This is a genomic window from Streptosporangium sp. NPDC023615 (genome assembly GCF_040640155.1).
Classification (GTDB): domain Bacteria; phylum Actinomycetota; class Actinomycetes; order Streptosporangiales; family Streptosporangiaceae; genus Streptosporangium.
The window spans coordinates 46,729-68,226 of sequence record NZ_JBFABE010000038.1; the positions used below are offsets into that span (position 1 = coordinate 46,729).

A 21,498-nucleotide genomic window follows, 5' to 3' on the forward strand; every position below is an offset into this window, starting at 1 on the left:
GGGCCGGGGTCGGGTCCCGGCTAGGTGGCCGTTCGGAGGCTGCGCCGCTGGAGCAGCACGGCCACCACGATGATCAGGCCCTTGGCCACGAGCTGGTCGCTGGTGTTGAGGCCGTTGAGGATGAACAGGTTCGTGATCACGGTGAAGATCAGCAGGCCCAGGATCGACCCGACGATCGATCCCCGGCCGCCGGTGAGCAGCGTGCCGCCGATGATGACCGCGGCGATCGCGTCCAGCTCGTACAGGTCGCCGTGGGTGGAGGAGCCCGTGGTGGTCCGCGCCATGATCAGTACGGCCGCGATGCCGCAGCACAATCCCGACAGCGCGTACAGCGCCACGGTGTGCCGGCGCACGTCGATGCCGGCCAGCCGGGCCGCCTCGGGGTTGCCGCCGACGGCGTAGGTGCGGCGCCCGAACGTGGTGCGGTTGAGCAGCACCCAGCCCAGCACCACGACGACGGCGAAGATGTAGACCAGCAGCGGGATGCCCAGCACCCGGGTGGTCGACAGCCCGACGATCGCCTCGTTGCCCTGGGCCACGAGCTGGGTGCGGCGGTTCGACATGCGCTGGGCCAGCCCTCGGGCGGCGACGAGCATGGCCAGCGTCGCGATGAACGGCACCATCCGCCCGTAGGAGATCAGCAGGCCGTTGACCAGGCCCGCGCCCGTGCCGACCAGCACCGCGCACACGATCATCACGAACGGCCCGTACGCCTGCGTGGCCAGCGTGGTGGCCCACACCGACGCCAGCGCCATCAGGGCGCCCACCGACAGGTCGATACCGCCGCCGATGATGACGAAGGTCATGCCGACCGTGATCACCCCGATGGTGGCGGCCAGCGACAGGATGCTCACCATGTTGGAGGTGGTGGCGAAGGTGTCGGGCACCGTCACCAGGCCCACGACCGCCAGCAGCACCAGCGCGGCCACCAGTCCCAGGAGGGGGACCTCCCCAAGGCGGGTGAGCAGGCCGGCCGGGGCCACGGGCGCGCGGCCCTGCCCCGTCGCCCGTACCTTCTCGTCCACCGACGGCGGGGACTCGCTCATACCGGACTTCCTTCCATGATCATGTCGAGGACGGCGTGCTCGTCCAGTTCTCCGGCGACGGCCTCGCGGACGATCCGGCCTTCCCGGATCACCAGCACCCGGTCGGCCAGGCCCAGCACCTCGGGCACCTCGCTGGAGACCAGCAGCACGCCGATCCCGTCGTCGGCCAGCCGCCTCACCAGCGCGTACAGCTCCGCCCGCGCTCCCACGTCCACCCCGCGCGTCGGCTCGTCCAGCAGCAGGAGCCTGCGGTCGTTGAGCAGCCAGCGCGCCAGCACCGCCTTCTGCTGGTTGCCGCCCGAGAGCGTCTTGACCGGCCGTTCGGGGTCGGACGGCCGGATGTCCAGCGCCTCCACCATGGCCCGCGCGTCGGCCGCCTCCCGGCGCCGGTCCATCCAGCCCAGCCGCGAGTAGCGGCCCAGGCTCGCCAGGCTGATGTTGCGCGAGACGCTCTGGTCCAGCAGCAGCGCCTGGGCCTTGCGTTCCTCCGGCGCCAGGCCCATGCCCATCCGCACGGCCGTCCCGGTGCCACCCCGGCCCGTCGAACGGCCCTCCAGCGTCACCGTGCCGGAGAACCGCCGCGCCCCGTAGACCGCCTCGATGATCTCCGAACGGCCCGAGCCGACCAGGCCGGCCAGTCCCACGATCTCCCCGGCCCGTACCGAGAACGACACGTCCTCGACCCGGCCGGGGACGCTCAGGTTCTCCACCCGCAGCACCTCGGCCCGGTCCTGCCGCACGCCGGCCGCGGGCCGGTCGGGGAAGAGGTACTCCACGTTGCGGCCGGTCATCAGCGAGATCACCTCGGAGGTCGGGGTGTCCTTGGCCGGCAGGCCCACCGCGACCGTCCGGCCGTCCTTCAGGACGGTGACCCGGTCACCGATCTCGCGGATCTCCTCCAGCCGGTGCGAGATGTAGATCACCGCCACGCCCTGCGCGGTCAGCTCGCGGATGATCCGGAACAGGTTGCCCACCTCGTCGTGGGCCAGGGCCGCCGACGGCTCGTCCATGACGATCAGCCGCGTGTCGTGCGAGAGGGCCCGCGCCATGCTCACCACCTGCTTGGCGGCCGGTGAGAGCCGCCCCACCTCGGTCGACGGGCGGATCTCGCCGTGCCCGAGCCGGGACAACACCTCCCGTGTCGCGCGGGCCGCCGCCGCCCGGCTCACGAACCCCAGCCGGGCCGGTTCGTGACCGAGGAAGACGTTCTCGGCCACGCTCAGGCCGTCGACCAGGTCGAGTTCCTGGTAGATCGTGGAGATGCCAAGTTTGATCGCCGCGATCGGGCTGGACAGCCGCACCTCCTCGCCGCCGAAGGTGATCGTGCCTTCGTCGGGCTGGTGCGCCCCGGCCAATGTCTTGATCAGCGTGGACTTGCCCGCGCCGTTCTGGCCGAGCAGGCAGTGCACCTCGCCGGGCAGCACCTCCAGGTCGACGCCGTCCAGGGCGCGCACACCGGGGAACTGCTTGACGATCCCTCGCATGACCAACAGGGGGATGGCATCGGACATGGGGCCTCGCTGGTTCCTTCATGGGGCCGGAGAAGACGTGGTCGCCGCGGAGTCGGGCCCGTTGCGGGCCGTACCGCCGGCGCCATCGCCGACACCTCCCCCTCCGCCGTGGGATGTGCAGAAGCTAACCCCCTATATCCGGGTTTGTGAAGGGCTTTTATCTAACAGTTCGTAGACTTTTGCTGAAATCAGCAAAAGTTTCCTGCGTGGGAGCCGATCCCCGGGACACGAGTCGATCACCTGGCGCGGGCCGGCCCCGGGAACGAGAAAGGGCGCCCTCGCCAGGAGGGCGCCCGGGGGGCCGCGCGGTTCGGGGCGCGGCCTTCACGGTCGTGCGGCCCGGAGCACGGCCTCGGTGTCGGTACCGCTCAGAGCATGGCCTTCATGGAGGCGGTCGCCTGCTCGCCGAGGGCGGTCGGGGTCAGGTAGGGCTGCTCGGCGAGGATCGCCTCCCAGTTGTCGCGGATGTCCTCCACCGTGTGGTCCTCCTTGCTCCAGCCCGGCCCTTCGGCGACGAACACCCGGGCGACCCGGCCGCCGCCGACGCTGAAGACCTCGCCGCTGGTCTCGCAGGCCTCATGGGCCAGGAAGGTCACCAGGGCGCTGACCCGCTCCGCGGTGAACTTCTCCTCGAACTCGGCCGGCAGGATCTCCTGGGTCATCCGGGTCCAGGCGATCGGCGCGATGGCGTTGGCCTTGATCCCGGCCCTGGCGCCCTCGATGCCGAGCGTCTTGGTCAGGCCGACCAGGCCCATCTTGGCGGTGGAGTAGTTGGCCTGGCCGAAGTTGCCGAACAGGCCGGCGGGCGAGGAGGTGTTGACGATCCGGCCGTACCCCTGCTCCTTGAGATGGGGGAACGCCGCCCGGCTCACCAGGAACGAGCCGCGGACGTGGACGGCGAGGACCTGGTCGAACTCCTCGACGGTCATCTTCCCGAAGGACCTGTCCCGGAGGATGCCGGCGTTGTTGACGACGATGTCCAGCCGCCCGAAGGCGTCGATCGCGGCCTGGACGATCGCCGCGGCCCCCTCGGGGGTCGCCACGTCGTCGGTGCTGACGGCGGCCTCGCCGCCGTTCTTCCTGATCAGCTCGACCACGTCGGCGGCCGGGCCGGTGGAGGCCCCGGTACCGTCCAGCGCGCCGCCCAGGTCGTTGACGACCACCTTGGCGCCGCGCTCGGCGAGCGACAGCGCGTGCGAGCGGCCGAGACCGTGGCCGGCCCCGGTGATGACCGCGACCTTGCCGTCGAATCGCAGCTCTGACATCCGCACCCCTCCCACGAGAATATAATTCTAGTCGTCTGAACAATAGCCCGACCGGCCCCCGCCGTGCCATCGGCGAATTCACCCGGACCCGTCGGCGGTGCCCGGACGCCGCCACCGGCGGCGATCCCGCCGGCCGTCCCGCGCCGGCGCCGCGGGGGCCGTGACCACGGGCGTCCGGGGCGCGACAGGGGTGGGCCGGTAACCAGAAACGAATGAGATCATTGCGCTTAGTGAGCAAGCGTGTTAATTTCTGCTAAAGTTTTTGCCCCATACGGGCGAGGGTCAACGACGACACCCCTCAATTCCTTCCAGTAGGGCCCCGCCCACTAATTTGGGCTGGAGGCCCTATATGTCCTTATCGCCGCCCCTGCGCGTGGTGCAGTGGGCCACGGGCGCCGTCGGCAGATACTCCCTGCGCAGCCTGATCACCCGCCCCGAGTTCGAGCTGGTCGGGGTGCTGGTCTACGACCCGGACAAGGTGGGACAGGACGCGGGGACCCTCGTCGGGCTCCCCGAGGCCGGTGTCACCTGCACCGACGACGTGGAGGAGATCCTCGCGACGGAGGCCGACTGCGTCCTGCACATGCCCCTGCCGGCGTTCTACTTCGGCGGGGACCATCCGAGCGACGTGGAGACCATCTGCGCGCTGCTCGCCGCCGGCAAGAACGTCATCACCACCACCGGCTTCGTCTACCCCAAGTGCTACGGCCCGGCGGTGGTGGAACGCCTGGAGGGCGCCTGCCGGGCGGGCGGGTCGTCGCTGCACGGCACCGGGGTCAACCCCGGTTTCATGAGCGACGTGCTGCCGCTCACCCTGACCGGCCTGTCCAGCCGGATCGACCACATCTACGTCCGGGAGTCGTCCGACTTCCGCGGGCACCCCTCCCGGCAGATCGTGGTGGATCTGTACGGCTTCACCCGCTCCGCCAAGGACTACGCCGCCGCCGTGCGGCCGTTCCGGGCCTTCCAGCGCTCGCTGTTCGCCGAGAGCGTCCAGTTCGTTGCCGACAGCCTCGGCGTGGAGCTCGACGAGGTCGAGGAGAGCGACGAGTTCGAACTCGCCACCGAGGAGTTCGAGATCGACGCCGGCCTGGTGAGGGAGGGCACGGTGTGCGCCTCCCGCTGGATGTTCAGCGGGCTGGTCCGGGGCCGTCCGTTCATGACCGTGGAGTGCGTCTACAAGGCCGACGCCACCCGGGTGGGGCGCTGGGCCGAGCCCGGCTTCAACGTCCACATCGAGGGCGTGCCCCAGTTGATGCTGAGCGTGGACGAGATCTCCCACGGCCTGGCCGGGGCCGCCGCCCACGCGGTGAACTCCGTGGCCGCCCTCTGCGCCGCCCCACCGGGCATCCGCACCGCGCTGGACCTCCTGGCCACCGGCCGGGGCACCGTACGCCTCGCCTGAGGATCTCCCGGCCCCCTCCCCGGGTGCCCTCAGGGCGGGTTCACGCACGGATCCGGCGACCCCCACGCCTTCGCGCCCCGCACGGTCCGGCGACCCCGGCACGGCCGGGAAACGCCCTCGGCACGGTCGGGAACGCCCCGGCACGCCCGGGGGTCTCCGGCGAGGTCAGGGGCGGAACGACGAGGCCGGGGCCGGAACGACGAGATCAGGGGTGCGGGATGAAGCGCCCGAAGCGACCCCGGTGGTAGAGGAGCGGACGCCCGCCGGGTTCGAGCCCCGTCTCGGTGACCAGGCCGACGACCAGCACGTGGTCGCCGATGTCCACGGTGGAGTGCGGGGAGCAGATCAGGTGGGCCGAGACGCCGCCGAGCAGCGGGACGCCGTACGGGCCCAGGGTCCAGGAGGTGGGGTCCGCGAAACGGTCCACTCCCCTCCTGGCGAAGCGCGAGGCCACCTCGGCCTGATCGCTGGCCAGCACGTTCACCGCGAAGTGGTCGGCCTGCCGGAGCCGGGGCCAGGTCGTGGACGAGTGGTCCACGTAGAAGGAGACCAGCGGGGGCGCGAGGCTGACCGACGAGAACGAGGTGGCCGTCAGACCGACCGGCACGCCGTCGACCTGGGCGGTCACCACGACGACTCCGGCGGCGTGGAGGGCCAGTGTCTGGCGGAAACGCTCGGCGTCGACCGCCTGGACGGGCAGGGTTTCGGTCATGACGCCTCGCTCGGGGACTCGCCGGTCATCACCAGGATGCTCCACTTGGTCACTTTTCCCCCTCCGAGGAACAAAGGACACCTCTCAGAACCCATTAATGCAGCGATCCCTTCCCGCCGTCACCTACGAACTCTTTTTCGGACACGTGCCCACCTCGCGGGCGGAGCGGCGACCGCCGTACCGTCGGAGCATGAAGCTGGAGAAGGAGACCTCCGAAAGCGGCCGCTTCGTCAGGCAGCCGAACCGGTTCACGGCGCGGATCGAGGAGGGCGGCGAGCACCCGCCGGAGCCCGGCCGCTACCAGATCTACGCCTCCTACGCCTGCCCGTGGGCGCACCGCTCGCTGATCGTCCGTGAGCTGCTGGGCCTGGGGGAGGTGATCGGGGTCACGATCGTCGACCCGATCAGGGACGAGAAGGGCTGGCGGATGCCCGGCGGGGACCCGGTGACCGGGGTGGAGTACCTCTCGGAGCTCTACCTGGCCACCGACCCGGACTACCGGGGCAGGTACACGGTGCCGTGCGTCTGGGACACCGTCACCGGGCGGCTGGTCACCAACGACTACCCGCAGCTCACCCTGACCCTGGAGACCGCCTTCGCGCCCTGGCACGCCGAGGGGGCCCCCGACCTGTACCCGGAGAGGCTGCGCGGGGAGATCGACGCGTTGAACGAGGTGATCTTCCACGGCCTCAACAACGGCGTCTACCGGGCCGGGTTCGCCCGCTCGCAGGCGGCCTACGACGAGGCGGTCACCGAGGTCTTCGCCACCCTCGACCTGCTGGAGGAGCGGCTGTCCGGCCGGCGCCTGCTGCACGGGGACGCGCTCACCGAGAGCGACGTGCGGCTCTACCCCACGCTCGCCAGGTTCGACGCCGTCTACAACGCCCACTTCAAGTGCTCGGTGCGGCGGCTGACGGACTACCCGGCCCTGTGGGCCTACGCCCGGGGGCTGTACGCGCTGCCCGCCTTCGGCGGCACGACCGACTTCGAGCAGATCAAGCGGCACTACTTCGTGACGCAGACGGACATCAACCCCGGCGGGATCGTCCCGCGCGGCCCGGAGATCGACTGGACCGCCGGCTGAGGGTGGCCGCGAGCGGGACGTGAGTGGGGCTCCCGAACGGAAGCACGGACGGGTACGCGAGCGGGAACGCGGGCCGGGAACGCGGGCCGGGGCCGAACGGCGGTTCGAGCGGTAACCCCGGGCCGAAGCTCGGACGCCGTTCCCCGGCCGTGAAAGTTTCATCGGATATATCGGGCATTCGCCCGGTCAGCGGGCGCCCCGGCGGGGGCGTCCGTTGACGATGGGCGAAACGCGCTGGAAACATCGGCACGTCTCGGTAGTGGGAGCGCTCCCACTTCGGCCCAGGACCTCGGTCCGGGGCCGCGGCCCCCATCCGGCGCTCCCACGACCGGGCTCCCACGCCGGGAGCAACCTCCCCGTCCGAAGGATCGCCCGTGACCCGAACGCCCCCGCCCCGGACCGCCGCGCCCCGACGGCGCGCCACCAGGCCGTCCGTCTGGCTCGCCCTCGCCACGGCCGCCGCCATGGTGACCCTTACCCCCCTGCCCGCCACCGCCGCCGACGGTCCCGAACAGATCGTCAACGGCACCTTCGAGACCGGCACCGCCCCCTGGTGGGGCACCGCCAACATCACCCTGGAGGTCGAGGACGGGCGGCTCTGCGCCGACGTCCCGGGCGGCACCACCAATCCGTGGGACGTCATCATCGGCCAGGACGGCATCCCCCTGGTCAAGGACGAGACGTACGCGTTCTCCTTCTCCGGCGCCGCGCCGCAGGGCGGGCCCAGAACCGTCAAGGCGCTGGTCCAGCTCCCGGTCGACCCCTACACCCAGTACCTCTCGGTCACCCCCGAGCTGGTCGCGACCGCCGCCGAGCACCGCCACACCTTCACCTCGCCCGTGGACCTGCCAGGCGCGCAGGTGGCGTTCCAGCTCGGGGGCAGCGCCACCCCCTGGAGGTTCTGCGTGGACGACGTCTCCCTCAAGGGAGGGGCCGAGCCCGAGGTCTACGAGCCCGACACCGGTCCTCGCGTCCGGGTGAACATGGTCGGCTACCTGCCGGCCGGGCCCAAGCGGGCCACCCTGGTCACCGAGAAGACCGAGGCGGTGCGCTGGACGCTCAAGCGCGACGGCGAGGTCGTCGCCGAGGGTGACACCGTCCCGCGCGGCGTCGACGCCAGCTCCGGCCAGAACGTCCACTCGATCGACTTCAGCGGGGTGAAGGCGTCCCTCACCGGGTACACGCTCTCCGCCGACGGCGAGACCAGCCGCCCGTTCGACATCGGGAACGACGTCTACGACGAGCTCGGCACCGACGCGCTGAAGTTCTACTACACCCAGCGCAGCGGCATCGAGATCCTCGACACGCTGCGCCCCGGCTACGGCAGGCCCGCCGGGCACGTCGGCGTCGCCCCCAACCGCGGTGACATCGAGGTCCCCTGCAAGCCCGGCGTCTGCGACTACACGCTGAACGTCAAGGGCGGCTGGTACGACGCGGGCGACCACGGCAAGTACGTCGTCAACGGCGGCATCTCCGTCCACCAGCTCATGGCCACCTTCGAGCGCACCAAGGCCGACCGCCTGCACGGCGACGGCGACCTGGACATCCCCGAGAGCGGCAACGGGGTGCCCGACATCCTCGACGAGGCCCGCTGGGAGCAGGAGTTCCTGCTGAGCATGCAGGTCCCCGACGGCCGCCCGCACGCCGGCATGGCCCACCACAAGATCCACGACGCCAACTGGACCGGCCTGCCTCTCCTGCCCCACCTGGACCCGCAGCAGCGCGAGCTGCACGCGGTCTCCACCGCGGCGACCCTCAACCTGGCAGCCACCGCCGCCCAGGCCGCCCGGGTCTTCGCCCCGTACGACGCCGCGTTCGCCGCGCGCAACCTCGCCGCGGCCAAGCGGGCGTGGGCGGCGGCCAAGGCCGACCCGGCCCGCTACGCCGACCCGGCCGACGCGACGGGCGGCGGCGCCTACGACGACACCGACGTGACCGACGAGTTCTACTGGGCCGCGGCCGAGCTCTACCTGGCCACCGCGGACAAGGAGTTCGCCGACTACGTGCTCGCCTCGCCGCACCACACCGGTGACATCTGGCGCGAGCGCGGCTTCGACTGGGGCCACACCGCCCAGCTCGGCCGCCTGCAGCTCGCGACCGTGCCCAACGCGCTGCCCGACCGGGCCCGGGTGCGCCAGTCGGTGCTGGAGGGCGCCGACGCCTACCTCGCCGTCCAGAAGGCCCACCCCTACGGCGTCCCGTACAACCCCGGCGACTACGACTGGGGCTCCAGCCACCTGGTGCTGAACAACATGGTGGTGATGGCCGTCGCCCACGACATCAGCGGTGAGGCCAAGTACCACGAGGGCGTGCTGGAGGGGCTGGACTACATCTTCGGCCGCAACGCGCTCAACCAGTCGTACGTGACCGGCTACGGCGAGGTCGCCTCCAAGAACCAGCACAGCCGCTGGTACGCCCACCAGCTCGACCCGTCCCTGCCCAACCCGCCGCGCGGCACCCTGGCCGGAGGCCCCAACTCCGCCATCCAGGACCCGGTCGCCCAGGCCAAGCTCAAGGGCTGCAAGCCCCAGTTCTGCTACATCGACGACATCGAGTCCTGGGCCACCAACGAGCTGACGATCAACTGGAACGCCCCGCTCGCCTGGATCGGCTCCTACCTGGCCACCCCGGCCCTGGCCGTCCCGCCGGGGACGTGCAAGGTCACCTACACCGGGCACGGCCAGTGGCCCGAGGGGTTCAACACCCAGGTCACCGTCACCAACGCCGGCCCCAAGGCCATCGACGGCTGGAGCCTGAGCTGGTCCTTCCTCGGCGGCCAGACCGTGCGCAGGCACTGGAACGCCGACCTCGTCCAGGAGGGCGCCACCGTGACCGCCCGCAACCTCGCCTGGAACAAGGTGATCAAGCCGGGCGGGTCGGTCACCTTCGGCTTCATCGGCGCCGACGCCCCCGGCCCCAACCCCAAGCCCGAACGCCTCCTGCTCAACGGCACCCTCTGCCGGTGACCCCCGGCAGGTCCCGGTAGACAACCCGCTCCGGCCCGGTACGCCCGCACATGGGCCTGCCGGGCCGGAGCCCGTTCACCCACTGGCGTCCTAGACTGGGCCCCGTGATCGAGGACATCCGGGTGGACCCCGCCGTCAGCGCGCTCAGGCCGGACTTCGCGGTGCTGCTGATGGACGTGCGCGGCCTGCGCAACGGCCCGACCGACGATGTCTCCCGCGTCTGGCTGGCCGAGGCGGCCGAGAAGGCCACCGAGAGCGGCGACCCGCGCGTCGAGGCGTGGCGGGAGGCCTACCGGGCCTTCGGCGCCAAACCCCAGCGGACCAGGCCCTCGGTGGACGCCCTGATCAGGCGGACGCCCCTGCCGGAGATCAACAAGGCGGTCGACGCCTACAACGCGATCAGCGTCCGTCACGGCCTGCCCGTCGGCGGGGAGGACCTGGCCCGCTACGAGGGCACGGCCCGTCTGGTGCGGGCGAGCGGCGACGAGCCGTTCGAGGTGGTCGAGAGGGGCGAGCCCGCGATCGACCACCCCGAACCCGGCGAGGTCGTCTGGCGCGACGACCTGGGCGTCACCTGCCGCCGGTGGAACTGGCGGCAGTGCGTCCGCACCCGGATCACCGAGGAGACCGTGGACGCGCTGTTCATCCTGGAGAGGCTGGCGCCGATGTCGCTGGAGGAGTTGCGGGCCGCGGGGGACGAGCTGGCCGGGCTGCTCGAAGATGTTACCCCCGGGATACGGGTGACCTCCCGCCTGATCGGCCCCGCCTGATCCGGTCCGCCGCACCGCCTCTGACCAGGCGGGGAGCCCTCCGGCGGGCCCGGGGACGGTGAACGTCCCGGACGGCGCGGGAAGGATCGGGAAGGAAGCCCGGACCGGACTGGCGCAGGTCCGGGCCGAGGCGAGTAACCTTGGACAGGTTCTCCATCATCAACGCCGATCTGCGGAAGAGGGCGATTTCCGCCGTGTCGTCAGAGTCGTCGCGGACAAACCCGTTGGCAGCCTTCGGCCAGAACGAGTGGCTGGTCGACGAGCTGTACCAGAAGTATCTCCAGGATCCCGAGTCCGTCGATCGTGCCTGGTGGAACTTCTTCGCTGACTACAACCCTGAATCGGGGGCCGGCAAGGCCGCGCCCCAGGGGGCGGCGACCGCCGCGTCCACTCCTCCGACACCCGCTTCCCCGGCTCAGGCCCCGGCCGGGACCCCGGCCCCTGCCGCCGGTCAGGCCGCGGACGCCGTCGCCACGGCCCCCCAGGGGTCCTCGGGCGAGGCTCCCGCCGAGGCCGCGAACCCCACGGCCCCCACGACCACCCAGGCCCCGGCTCCCGCGGCCCCCGCGGTGAAGACCCCAGCGCCGGCGGCCAAGGCCGCCCCGGCGGACCGATCCACGCAGGAGACGCAGTTGCCCGCCGGTGCCGAGGAAGTCCGACTACGTGGCGCGGCGGCCAGGACCGCCGCCAACATGGAGGCCAGCCTCGTCGTCCCGACGGCGACCAGCGTCCGCGCGGTCCCGGCGAAGCTGCTCATCGACAACCGCATCGTGATCAACAACCACCTGTCGCGCGGTCGCGGCGGCAAGGTGTCGTTCACGCACGTCATCGGCTTCGCGGTGGTCAAGGCCCTGGCGGCCCTGCCGGAGATGAACCACTCCTACACCGAGGTCGACGGCAAGCCGGTGCTGGTCAAGCCCGAGCACGTCAACCTGGGCCTGGCCATCGACGTGGCCAAGAGCGACGGCACCCGCCAGCTCCTGGTCCCGTCGATCAAGAACACCGAGACGATGGACTTCCGCCAGTTCTGGGTCGCCTACGAGGAGGTCGTGCGCAAGGCCAGGGCGGGCAAGCTCGGCGTCGACGACTTCGGCGGCACCACGATCTCGCTGACCAACCCGGGCACCATCGGCACCGTGCACTCGGTGCCGCGCCTGATGCCGGGGCAGGGCACGATCATCGGTGTCGGCGCGATGGAGTACCCGGCCGAGTACCAGGGCGCCTCCCCCGACACGCTCTCCCGCCTCGCGGTGAGCAAGGTCATGACGCTCACCAGCACCTACGACCACCGGATCATCCAGGGCGCCCAGTCGGGCGACTTCCTGCGGCAGATCCACCGGCTGCTGCTGGGCGAGGACGGCTTCTACGACGAGATCTTCGAGTCCCTGCGGATCCCGTACGAGCCGGTCCGCTGGGTCCAGGACATCTCGACCACCCACGACGACGACGTGGCCAAGTCGGCCCGCGTCATCGAGCTGATCCACGCCTTCCGGGTCCGCGGCCACCTGATGGCCGACACCGACCCGCTGGAGTACAAGCAGCGCAAGCACCCCGACCTCGACATCAAGTCGCACGGCCTGACGCTGTGGGACCTGGAGCGCGAGTTCGCCACCGGCGGCTTCGGCGGCCGGCCCCTGATGAAGCTGCGCGAGATCCTCGGCGTGCTGCGTGACTCCTACTGCCGCACCATCGGCGTGGAGTACATGCACATGCAGAACCCCGAGGAGCGGGCCTGGATCCAGGCGCGCATCGAGCGGCCGCACGCCAAGCCCGACCGCACCGAGCAGCTGCGCGTGCTGGAGCGGCTGAACACCGCCGAGGCGTTCGAGACGTTCCTGCAGACGAAGTTCGTCGGGCAGAAGCGCTTCTCGCTGGAGGGCGGCGAGTCGCTGATCCCGCTGCTGGACTCGGTGCTCAGCTCGGCGGCCGAGGAGCGGCTCGACGAGGCCGTGATCGGCATGGCCCACCGCGGCCGCCTGAACGTGCTGGCCAACATCGTCGGCAAGTCGTACGGGCAGATCTTCGGCGAGTTCGAGGGCAACATCGACCCGCGCAGCGCCCACGGCTCCGGGGACGTGAAGTACCACCTGGGCGCCAGCGGCGACTTCGTCTCGCCGGACGGCTCCAAGCTCAAGACCTCGGTGGTGGCCAACCCCTCCCACCTGGAGACGGTGGACCCGGTCCTGGAGGGCGTGGTCCGCGCCAAGCAGGACCTGCTGGAGCGCGGCGAGGAGGGCTTCACCGTCCTGCCGGTGCTCGTCCACGGCGACGCGGCCTTCGCGGGCCAGGGCGTGGTGGCCGAGACGCTCAACCTGTCGCAGCTGCGCGGCTACCGCACCGGCGGCACCGTGCACATCGTGGTCAACAACCAGGTCGGCTTCACCACCAGCCCGGCCAGCTCGCGCTCCAGCGTCTACGCCACCGACGTGGCCCGGATGATCCAGGCGCCGATCTTCCATGTCAACGGCGACGACCCCGAGGCCGTCGTCCGGGTGGGCCGCCTGGCCTTCGAGTACCGCCAGGCGTTCCGCAAGGACGTCGTGATCGACCTCATCTGCTACCGGCGCCGCGGCCACAACGAGGCCGACAACCCCGGCTTCACCCAGCCGCTGATGTACGACCTGATCGACGCCAAGCGCTCCACCCGCAAGCTCTACACCGAGGCGCTGATCGGCCGGGGCGACATCACGGTCGAGGAGGCAGAGAGCGCGCTGCGCGACTACCAGGCCAAGCTGGAGAACGCCTTCGCCGAGACCCGCGCGGCCAAGGACCAGACCGGCGAGTTCTCCCGGCCGGTCGACATGGAGACGGTCCCCTGGTCGCACGAGGACGTCACGACGGCCATCTCCGACGAGACCGTCAAGCGGATCGTGGAGACCCAGCTCAACATGCCCGAGGGCTTCACCGTCCACCCGCGCCTGCTGCCGGTGCTGCAGCGCCGCGGGCAGATGGTGGCCGAGGACCACATCGACTGGGGCATGGGCGAGACGCTGGCCTTCGGCTCGCTGCTGATCGACGGCCACCCGGTCCGCCTCGTCGGCCAGGACTCGCGGCGCGGCACGTTCACCCAGCGCCACGCCGTGCTGGTCGACCGGGTCACCGGCGAGGAGCACACCCCGCTCAAGGCGTTCAACCAGGGCACCACGAAGTTCTACGTCTACGACTCCCTGCTCAGCGAGTACGCCGCGCTCGGCTTCGAGTACGGCTACAGCGTGGAGCGGCCCGAGGCGCTGGTCGCCTGGGAGGCGCAGTTCGGCGACTTCGTCAACGGCGCCCAGTCGATCATCGACGAGTACCTCACCTCGGGCGAGCAGAAGTGGGGCCAGCGCTCCGGCGTCACCCTGCTGCTGCCGCACGGGTACGAGGGCCAGGGCCCCGACCACTCCTCGGCCCGCATCGAGCGCTTCCTGCAGATGTGCGCCCAGGACAACATGACGGTGGCGCAGCCCACGCTGCCCGCCAACTACTTCCACCTGCTGCGCTGGCAGACCCTGTCGAACCGGCACCGCCCGCTGGTGGTGTTCACGCCCAAGTCGCTGCTGCGGCACAAGGCGGCGGTCTCGGCGGTGAGCGACTTCACCTCCGGGTCGTTCCAGGCGGTGCTGGGCGACCACACGGCCGACGCGAGCGCCGTGCGCAAGGTCGTGCTGGTCTCCGGCAAGCTCTACTACGAGCTGGCCGCGGCCCGTGACAAGCAGGGGCGCAACGACGTCGCGATCGTCCGGCTCGAACGGCTCTACCCCTTCCCCGGCGACTCGCTGGAGTCGGAGCTGAGCCGCTACTCCGGCGACATCGAGCTGGTCTGGGCCCAGGACGAACCGGTCAACATGGGGCCGTGGCCGTTCGTGGCGCTCAAGCTGGCCGAGAACCCGAGGGTCTTCGGCGGGCGTTCGATCAAGCGGGTGTCCCGCAAGGCCAACTCCTCCCCGGCGACCGGCTCGCACTCGGCCCACGAGGCCGAGCTGCAGCAGATGCTGAGCGAGATCTTCGGCTAGGAGGCGGCCCGCCGGGCGGCGGGCACGATCTCACCCGGAAGTCCCCCGCAGGAACCTCTGCGGGGGACTTCCCCGTTATGGCAAGTGCCGTCACCACGAGGAGAACGATGTACTTCACCGATCGGGGCATCGAGGAGCTCGTCGAGCGCCGCGGCGAGGAGGAGGTCACGGTCGCGTGGCTGGCCGAGCGGCTGCGCGAGTTCGTCGACCTCAACCCCGACTTCGAGACGCCGGTGGAACGGCTGGCCACCTGGCTGGCCCGCCTGGACGACGAGGACGACTGAGGGGACCGGGACGACCGGGAAGTCGACCGAGGACGCGACATATCTTGACCTCCCCCGCAACGCGACATATCGTGTGTGTCAAGGAGGTCGGAACATGCGGCAATGGACCGTGGACAAACCGGAGCGGCTCACCTTCGACCCGGTGAGCAGGCTCAACGTGCGCATCGTGGCGGGCAGGCTGGCGGTGCTGGCCGGTGACGGCCCTCCCACGCTGGAGGTCACCGAGGTCGGCGACCCCCCACTGCTGGTGACCTACGACGACGACGGCGTCCTCACCGTCACCTACCGGGACCTGACCCGGGACGGCCTGGTGGAAGGTCTGATGGACGGCCTGCGGGACCGGATGCGCGGCGGGTCGCGCGCGGGCGACCGGCGGGTGCGGATGACGCTGACCGTGCCCGGTGACCGGCCCGTCAGCGTGGGCGTGGTCTCCGCCTCCGCGGTCGTCTCGGGCTTCCGGGAGCGCACCTCGGTCAGGAGCGTCTCGGGCGACATCGTGCTCGACGGGGTGAGCGGCGAGGTCAGCGCCGACACGGTCTCCGGCGACCTGGAGAGCCGCGACCTGGTCGGGGACCTGTCGTTCAAGAGCCTGTCGGGTGACCTGACCGTGGCGCGGGGGACGCCCCGGCGGCTGAGCGTCACCACCGTCTCCGGCAAGATCACCGCCGACCTGGAGCTCCCGCCGACCGGGCACGTGACGATGAACAGCGTCTCCGGCGACATCGTGGTCCGGCTCCCGCGGGCCGTCGAGACCGACGTCAAGATCCGCTCCACCTCGGGCAGGATCGACACCACCTTCCCCGAACTCGACCACTCCGCCCAGACCGGCATGAACGCGCTGACCGGGCGGATCGGTGGCGGCATGGCGTCCCTGAGCGCCCACACCGTCTCCGCCGACGTCACCCTGCTGAAAGGAGGCCGGACATGAGCCCGGTCTTCGGCCACGGAAGGCTCCGGCTCTACCTCCTGAAACTGCTGGAGGAGAGCCCGCGCCACGGCTACGAGGTCATCCGCCTGCTCCAGGACCGCTTCCTGGGCGTCTACTCCCCCTCGCCCGGCACGATCTACCCGCGCCTGGCCCGGCTGGAGGAGGAGGGCCTGGTCACCCACGAGGTGGTCGACGGCAAGAAGGTCTTCACCATCAGCGACCAGGGCCGCGCCGAGCTGAACGCGCGGCTCGACGAGCTGGCCGACCTGGAGGAGGAGATCTCCGACTCGGTTCGCGACATCGCCCGCGAGGTCAAGGAGGACGTGCGCGAGACGGTCAAGTCGCTGCGCGAGGAGCTCACCCAGATGGCGCGCGACGTGCGCCAGGGCACCAGGCAGGAGGAGAGGCGGGCCAGGAACGACCACCGCGAGGCCTGGCGCGAGCAGAAGAACGAGTGGAGGCGCCAGAAGGGCGAGTGGAAGCGCCAGTCCGGCGAGTGGAAGGACGAGTGGAAGCGCATCTGGGCCTCGGGCTTCACCGGCGAGGGCTCGTCCGCCGGGGACGACCGGCTCGGGCAGATGCTGGCCGAGTTCGTCGAGGAGGTCCGCAGGGACGCGGCGGGCGCGCAGGTCGGTGAGGAGACCCTGGCCACCGCGCAGGACGCCCTGTACGACGCCGCCCGCCGCATCCGCGGCACCCTCCGCTGAGGCGGGCGGCCGTCAGGCGACGCGGGCGGGCGGCCTGCCGGGCCGCCGGCGGACGACGCGGGCGGAGGCGCCCGTCAGGCGACGCGCATGGCCCGGACGAGCCGTTCCCGGGCCCGGGCCGCCCGTCTCGCCCGGTAGGCGATGGGCAGGTATCTGGCCCGCTCGGGAAGCAGCGGCATCGTCGCCGCGACCGCCCGGCCGAGGCGCCGCAGCCGCGCCTCGTCCCGCGCCGTCCACGACAGCCCCAGCTTCGCGCGGACGGCGGCCGGCAGCGTACCGACCGTGACGAAGTGGTTGACCCGGCCCGAGGTCAGCCCGAGCGGGCGCCACAGGGCCCGCAGCGGGCCCGGCACCATGGGCGGCGGTCCCACGGTGAGCGTGGTCGCCAGCACGTCCCGCGCGGTCGGGTGGTCCTCCAGCGTGTTGTCGACCATGTCGTCGAAGTAGTCCCGGTAGTCCTCGACCGTGGCCGGGAACATCCGTTCGGGGACCCTCAGGATCCGGCCGAGGTGGATGATCTCCTCGTAGAGGCGCCGCTCCTCGTCCGGGGTGTAGGGCCGCTCGCCGAAGTACTTCAGCGTGGTGACGGCCCGTTCGAAGGCGGTCAGGTGCACCCAGGCGTACGGCTCCGCGCTCAGCGCGTGGTAGCTCCTGCCCTGGTCGTCGACCCCGCCGATGTCGCGGTGCAGCTCGCGCAGGCGCCTGCCCTCCTCGACGGCCTGAGATCCGCCGTACACCCAGGTCTGCAGCGAGGTGAGCGAGCGGCCGAGGCGGCCCCAGGGGTCGGTGCGGTAGACCGAGTGCTGGCCGACCGCGGCGCCGACCGCCGGGTGCATGACCTGCATGACGAGGGCCCCGCCGAGCAGGAACATCAGCCGCTGGTCGCCCATCCCCTCCCAGAGCAGGTCGCCGGGGCCGAACGGTTCGGGGTCGGGGCTCGTGGCCGGTTCACGGTCACGGCGCGAGGTTGAGTCGGTCATTCCGGGCCTCCCGGGTGATTCACGCTCATCTACGTTCTATCACCCGGCACATCGAAAAGTAATCCGTCACTTACATGGGTGTACGCGAGCACACCGCCCCGGCCGGTCCGGCTCGACCGCCCCCGGGTCCGTGCGGGGACCGGCGCGCGGCGCGCTCCCCGTCCTCAGCCGGGCAGGGTGAAGACGACCTTCCCGAACAGGGAGCCCTCGTGCATGGCCGCGAAGCCCTCACGGGCCTCGGCCAGCGGCAGCGTCCGGTCGATCAGCGGGCGGACCCCGGTCTGCTCCAGGAAACGGGCGAGCCTGCCGAGCTGGTCACGGGTGCCCATGGTGGAACCGATCACCGAGAGCTGCAGGAAGAACACCCGGTTCAGGTCGGCGGGCGGCACGGCGCCGCTGGTCGCTCCGGAGACCACGATCCGCCCGCCGGGACGCAGCGCCTTGAGCGAGTGGGCCCAGGTGGCCTGACCGACGGTCTCCATCACCGCGTCGACCCGCTCGGGCAGCCGGGCGCCGCTCTCGAAGACCTGGTCGGCGCCGAGCTCCAGCGCCCGCGCCCTCTTGTCCTCCGAACGGCTGGTCGCCCAGACCCGGTACCCCCCGGCCCGGGCCAGTGTGATCAGCGCCGTGGCCACGCCGCCGCCCGCGCCCTGGACCAGCACGGTCGAACCCGGCTCCAGGCCGGCCTTGTCGAAGAGCATCCGGTAGGCCGTCAGCCAGGCCGTCGGCAGGCAGGCGGCCTCCTCGAACCCGAGGCAGGCGGGCTTGGGCACGAGGTTGCGCCGGGGCACGGCCACCCGCTCGGCGAAGGTGCCGTCGTGCTTCTCCGAGAGCAGGGAGCGCTTGGGGTCGAGCGTCTCGTCGGCACCGGTGCCGATCACCGAGTGGACGATGACCTCGTTGCCGTCCTCGTCGATCCCGGCGGCGTCCGTGCCGAGGACCATGGGGAGCTGCTCGGCGCGGATGCCCACCCCCCTCAGCGTGAACAGGTCGTGGTGGTTGAGCGAGGCCGCCCTCACCGTGACGGTGGTCCACCCGTCGGGCACCTCGGGGTCGGGGCGGTCGCCGAGCGTGAGACCGGCGAGCGGGTTGTCGGCGTCGAACTGCGTGGCGGTTACAGCGAACATGGCCGCACCCTACGCCGTCCGCCTGACGGTCAGACCGGCGATGGTCCTCTCGACGTGTCCGCGCTCACCCGAGACCGCCACGTACACCCCGTCCTGGCAGGTCTCCGCCGAGAAGCGGTGCCGCTGCTCGATGACGGAGAGCTCGATCGACGCGACGTCGCAGCCCGGCACCGGCGCCAGCACCAGCAGCGTCTGCCTGGCCCCGCCGAACCACAGTTGCGGTCCCGCCTGCTCGCCGCCGACGGTGTGCCCGGGGGCGGCCAGCCGCAGGGGCGCTCTGGCGGTGAGCACGAGGTAACCGCCCCTGGCCACCCTGGCACGCAGGTTGCGCGCCCAGAGCATGCGCTGCTCGAAGGTCAGCCCCTCCTTGAGGTCGCGCAGCGCCACGAACCACGGGTCGAACGCGAACAGCAGCGCCTCGCCCTCGGCGGAGCTCATGGGATGCCAGAGCGTGACCTTCCCGGTCAGCTTCCTGATCATCGGCCGCCCCCGGGACACCCCGGCCGGGCCGCCCTCCGGGGTGGTCAGCCTCCGGGGGGAACCCGGGGCGCCGTCCAGCCACCCCGTCGTCGCGGGCCGGATCCCGAGGGCGGCGAGACCGAGCTCCGCCGGATAGCCGAGCTCCGCCGTCGAGCCGTCGGGGAAGACCACGTCGAGGATCTCCCTGCCGTCCCGCTGGCGGGGCTTCGGGTGGAGCAGGTTGGGGACCTCCCGCTCCGCCGCCGTCCGCGCGGGCTGGGGCGCCGGCGGCGGGGGGACCGCGCCGGGCTCCCGCCCGGCCAGCAGGCTCACCACCGGCGCCGTCACGAGCGCCGCCAGCGCCACGACACCGATCCAGCGCCGCGGCCCCCTCGGCGCGTCCTTCTCGACGATGTCGTACGGATCGCCGCCCACGTCCCCGCCGCCTTCCACGAGAAGGTAGGGCCTCCGCCCCCGCCCCCCGGTGGGAAGGACGGTCCGGGAGCGCCCGAGGACGGGACCCGGAGCCATCGTGGGGGCCCGAGGGTCTCGGTCCCCGGCCCGGTAGCGTCACGAATCGGAATCGTTCCCCGCCGGACCCCGTCGCGCGCCGCGTTCCCGGGCCGCCGTGCGGCCTCACCAGGTCGCGACGTTCACCGGGCCGTCGGGGACCAGGCGCACGCCGGTGCCGACCAGTTCCCGCGCCTCGGCCTCGGCGATCAGGTCGGGGTGACGGACGTGGGCGTGAGCGCGTCCGCCACCAGGCAGGTCGGCGATCAGGACGCCGCGCTCCGCCGCGCCGTCCCTGCCGTGCGCGACCGTGTACCCGGCGACCGTGGCGGGTCCCTCGTAGGAGGCCGCGATCGGCACCGGCTCGGCGGTGTGCACCGGCGCGGCGTCGCCCCGCACGCCTCCCGGCTCGGTGGACCAGACCGCGTAGGTGTGCTTGGTCAGGTGCATGCCCACGCCGGTGACCAGCCCGTGCCCCGGCTCGGCGCGCAGCCGGGCCGCCATCGCCGCGGTCGAGTGCAGGACGTAGTCGCTGGCCGGGCCGCCCGCGTACGGCAGTCCGCCGGTGACGGTCAGACCGCGCCCGTCGAGCGGGTCGAGCCCGGTCGCGGCGCAGGCGGCGCGGAGCGCGACGGCGAAGCAGCTGTAGAGGTCCAGCGCGGACATGTCGTCGAGCCCGGCCCCGGCCCTGTCGAAGGCGGCCCGCGCCGCGGCGGCCATGGCCGGGGAGGAGCCGACCTCGGGACGGGCCGCCACCTCCCAGGTGTCCTCGGCGTAGGCCCACCCCCGCAGGTACAGGCGTCTGCCCCGCGGGATGCCCAGGCGGTCGGCGAAGCCGTCGCTGACCAGGACGGCGGCGGCGGCCTGGTCCACCTCCATGACCGCGACCGTGTTCCGCGTGTAGGGCCAGCCGACGAACCGGTTGGACGCCGACGGGGTGACCAGTTCGCCGGGCGTGCGGGCCCGCCGGTCCCAGGCGTGCGGGTTGGCCGCGGCGACCTCGGTCATCGGGGCCAACATCAGCCCCCGGCCGGCCCGTTCCCGCTCGTCGGACTCCCCGGCCGCCGCCCGCCGGGCCGTCTCCATGATCGCGTAGGTGTGCACCGGCAGGAAGAGCTCGTGGGCCAGCTCGGCGGGGTGCGGGGGCCGCTCCCAGCCGTAGGGCGGCTTGGGGTCGGCCGGGTGGCTCCACGCGACGCGCTCGCCGGCCCTGCGCAGCGTCCTGCGGGTGGCCAGCGCCTCCGCCCCGGCGACCAGGGCGGCGTCCAGCTCCCCTCCCGCGATCATCGCGGCCGCCTCGCCGAGGAGCATCTGCGGGGCCGTGCCGCCCACCTTCGAGTACACCCGGTGGCGGGGGCTCGCCCCGAGCCGCTCGGCGAGCCTGGCCGCGGGGTCGTCGTACTGCCAGGACTCGGTGTAGACGATCTGGATCGAGCCGAGGGCGGCCAGCAGGGCCGAGGCTCCCCCGGCTCCCCCGGCGACGGCGTCGGCGGCGGCCTCGCGGGCGACCAGCTCCCACAGGTCCAGCGGCTCGGGGCCCGGCTGCCGGCGGACCGTGTGCTGGGCGACGCCGACGAGACATGGGGTACGGGAGTCTCCGCTCATGCCGACATCCAACCAGAACATCATTCGGTTTAATAGTCCGGAGGTGCCGGAGTTGTGCGAGAAACCCTCGGCAATAGCCGTTACCGGTGATGTTCGAGGTGTCCTTGGTATTGCCTGAAACCCCGCATGAGCTGCGGAAATACC

Annotated in this window: 16 protein-coding genes; 8 read left to right on the plus strand and 8 right to left on the minus strand. The window is 71.8% G+C overall.

What is annotated here, in order from left to right; all coding sequences use genetic code 11:
- Positions 1–20: 20 nt before the first annotated feature.
- The 3 genes from AB0G16_RS24275 to AB0G16_RS24285 form a co-directional block, all read right to left on the minus strand.
- Positions 21–1,046, minus strand: a complete 1,026-nt coding sequence (locus AB0G16_RS24275) for an ABC transporter permease (protein ID WP_362809063.1) — start codon at positions 1,044–1,046, stop codon at positions 21–23.
- Entirely contained in the window at positions 1,043–2,557 is a 1,515-nt protein-coding gene (locus AB0G16_RS24280; protein ID WP_362809066.1) for a sugar ABC transporter ATP-binding protein, read from the minus strand. The genes AB0G16_RS24275 and AB0G16_RS24280 overlap by 4 nt, the downstream gene beginning before the upstream one ends.
- Before the next feature lie 368 nt (positions 2,558–2,925).
- Positions 2,926–3,822: an SDR family oxidoreductase gene (locus tag AB0G16_RS24285; protein WP_362809069.1), complete on the minus strand. Its 897-nt coding sequence runs from the start codon at positions 3,820–3,822 to the stop codon at positions 2,926–2,928.
- Positions 3,823–4,171: 349 nt separating this feature from the next.
- On the opposite strand from AB0G16_RS24285, the gene AB0G16_RS24290 reads away from it, so the two are divergent.
- Complete coding sequence (locus tag AB0G16_RS24290) at positions 4,172–5,227, plus strand: dihydrodipicolinate reductase (RefSeq protein ID WP_362809072.1); 1,056 nt, start codon at positions 4,172–4,174, stop codon at positions 5,225–5,227.
- A gap of 205 nt (positions 5,228–5,432) precedes the next feature.
- Here AB0G16_RS24290 and AB0G16_RS24295 read toward each other — a convergent pair whose 3' ends face one another.
- The gene (locus AB0G16_RS24295; RefSeq protein ID WP_362809075.1) at positions 5,433–5,939 is read right to left on the minus strand and encodes a flavin reductase family protein; all 507 of its coding nucleotides are present in this window, start codon (positions 5,937–5,939) and stop codon (positions 5,433–5,435) included.
- 190 nt (positions 5,940–6,129) lie between these two features.
- On the opposite strand from AB0G16_RS24295, the gene AB0G16_RS24300 reads away from it, so the two are divergent.
- From AB0G16_RS24300 to AB0G16_RS24330, 7 genes are all read left to right on the plus strand, one after another.
- Positions 6,130–7,023: a glutathione S-transferase C-terminal domain-containing protein gene (locus AB0G16_RS24300; protein ID WP_362809078.1), complete on the plus strand. Its 894-nt coding sequence runs from the start codon at positions 6,130–6,132 to the stop codon at positions 7,021–7,023.
- Positions 7,024–7,487: 464 nt separating this feature from the next.
- Positions 7,488–9,989, plus strand: a complete 2,502-nt coding sequence (locus tag AB0G16_RS24305) for a glycoside hydrolase family 9 protein (RefSeq protein ID WP_362809131.1) — start codon at positions 7,488–7,490, stop codon at positions 9,987–9,989.
- 104 nt (positions 9,990–10,093) lie between these two features.
- The gene (locus tag AB0G16_RS24310; protein ID WP_362809082.1) at positions 10,094–10,759 is read left to right on the plus strand and encodes a phenylalanine--tRNA ligase beta subunit-related protein; all 666 of its coding nucleotides are present in this window, start codon (positions 10,094–10,096) and stop codon (positions 10,757–10,759) included.
- Positions 10,760–10,953: 194 nt separating this feature from the next.
- On the plus strand, positions 10,954–14,754 hold the full coding sequence (locus tag AB0G16_RS24315) for a multifunctional oxoglutarate decarboxylase/oxoglutarate dehydrogenase thiamine pyrophosphate-binding subunit/dihydrolipoyllysine-residue succinyltransferase subunit (RefSeq protein WP_362809085.1): 3,801 nt from the start codon (positions 10,954–10,956) through the stop codon (positions 14,752–14,754).
- Between the two features lie 107 nt (positions 14,755–14,861).
- Positions 14,862–15,038, plus strand: coding sequence for a DUF6104 family protein (locus AB0G16_RS24320; protein WP_344893721.1), 177 nt, complete (start codon positions 14,862–14,864; stop codon positions 15,036–15,038).
- Positions 15,039–15,132: 94 nt separating this feature from the next.
- Positions 15,133–15,966 carry a DUF4097 family beta strand repeat-containing protein gene (locus AB0G16_RS24325; RefSeq protein WP_362809089.1) on the plus strand — a complete coding sequence of 278 codons (834 nt, stop codon included), beginning with the start codon at positions 15,133–15,135 and terminating at the stop codon, positions 15,964–15,966.
- Complete coding sequence (locus AB0G16_RS24330) at positions 15,963–16,673, plus strand: helix-turn-helix transcriptional regulator (RefSeq protein WP_362809092.1); 711 nt, start codon at positions 15,963–15,965, stop codon at positions 16,671–16,673. The genes AB0G16_RS24325 and AB0G16_RS24330 overlap by 4 nt, the downstream gene beginning before the upstream one ends.
- Before the next feature lie 74 nt (positions 16,674–16,747).
- On the opposite strand, the gene AB0G16_RS24335 is transcribed toward AB0G16_RS24330, so the two are convergent.
- The 4 genes from AB0G16_RS24335 to AB0G16_RS24350 form a co-directional block, all read right to left on the minus strand.
- Entirely contained in the window at positions 16,748–17,653 is a 906-nt protein-coding gene (locus tag AB0G16_RS24335; RefSeq protein WP_362809095.1) for an oxygenase MpaB family protein, read from the minus strand.
- A gap of 164 nt (positions 17,654–17,817) precedes the next feature.
- Positions 17,818–18,780: a zinc-binding dehydrogenase gene (locus tag AB0G16_RS24340; protein WP_362809098.1), complete on the minus strand. Its 963-nt coding sequence runs from the start codon at positions 18,778–18,780 to the stop codon at positions 17,818–17,820.
- 9 nt (positions 18,781–18,789) lie between these two features.
- Positions 18,790–19,674, minus strand: coding sequence for a hypothetical protein (locus AB0G16_RS24345; protein ID WP_362809101.1), 885 nt, complete (start codon positions 19,672–19,674; stop codon positions 18,790–18,792).
- Between the two features lie 201 nt (positions 19,675–19,875).
- Positions 19,876–21,354, minus strand: a complete 1,479-nt coding sequence (locus AB0G16_RS24350) for an acetyl-CoA synthetase (RefSeq protein ID WP_362809105.1) — start codon at positions 21,352–21,354, stop codon at positions 19,876–19,878.
- Between the last annotated feature and the right edge of the window lie 144 nt (positions 21,355–21,498).